The sequence below is a fragment of the Micromonospora sp. C95 genome (genome assembly GCF_018070465.1).
GTDB lineage: Bacteria > Actinomycetota > Actinomycetes > Mycobacteriales > Micromonosporaceae > Micromonospora.
Genome location: NZ_JAGPXT010000065.1, coordinates 1 through 916 on the forward strand (window position 1 = coordinate 1; position 916 = coordinate 916).

The 916-nt window shown below is 66.3% G+C and carries 1 protein-coding gene; it reads right to left on the minus strand.

Going from position 1 to position 916, the window contains the following annotated elements:
• On the minus strand, positions 1–916 hold a 916-nt coding region (locus KBX00_RS28975), incomplete at both ends, for an FG-GAP-like repeat-containing protein (RefSeq protein WP_210831234.1).

Below are 916 nucleotides of genomic sequence, written 5' to 3' on the forward strand. Positions count from 1 at the left end.
TGCCGTCCCAGTCGTTGCCGTTGAGGAAGGTGTGTAGGCCCCAGGTGCCGTCGCTGTTCTGGTAGGCCATGACGATGTCGTCGCGGCCGTCGCCGTCGACGTCGCCGGAGGCGACTCGGTCTCCGACGTTGTCGAGGGAGAAGCTTCCGGAGTTGTAGTCGTTGGCGCGGTTGAACGAGTTGCCGTCGGAGGTCCAGCGGTAGATCCGCATGGTGCCGTCGCCCATGTCGTAGACGAGTGCCGGTTCGCTGCGGCCGTCGCCGTTGACGTCGCTGAGGACGAGTCGGCCGCCGACGCGGTCGAGGTTCATGGAGCCGCCGGTGTACCAGATGCCGTCCCAGTCGTTGCCGTTGAGGAAGGTGTGTAGGCCCCAGGTGCCGTCGCTGTTCTGGTAGGCCATGACGATGTCGTCGCGGCCGTCGCCGTCGACGTCGCCGGAGGCGACTCGGTCTCCGACGTTGTCGAGGGAGAAGCTTCCGGAGTTGTAGTCGTTGGCGCGGTTGAACGAGTTGCCGTCGGAGGTCCAGCGGTAGATCCGCATGGTGCCGTCGCCCATGTCGTAGACGAGTGCCGGTTCGCTGCGGCCGTCGCCGTTGACGTCGCTGAGGACGAGTCGGCCGCCGACGCGGTCGAGGTTCATGGAGCCGCCGGTGTACCAGATGCCGTCCCAGTCGTTGCCGTTGAGGAAGGTGTGTAGGCCCCAGGTGCCGTCGCTGTTCTGGTAGGCCATGACGATGTCGTCGCGGCCGTCGCCGTCGACGTCGCCGGAGGCGACTCGGTCTCCGACGTTGTCGAGGGAGAAGCTTCCGGAGTTGTAGTCGTTGGCGCGGTTGAACGAGTTGCCGTCGGAGGTCCAGCGGTAGATCCGCATCGTCCCGTCACCCATGTCGTACCCGAGCGACGGCGCAGCCGGACG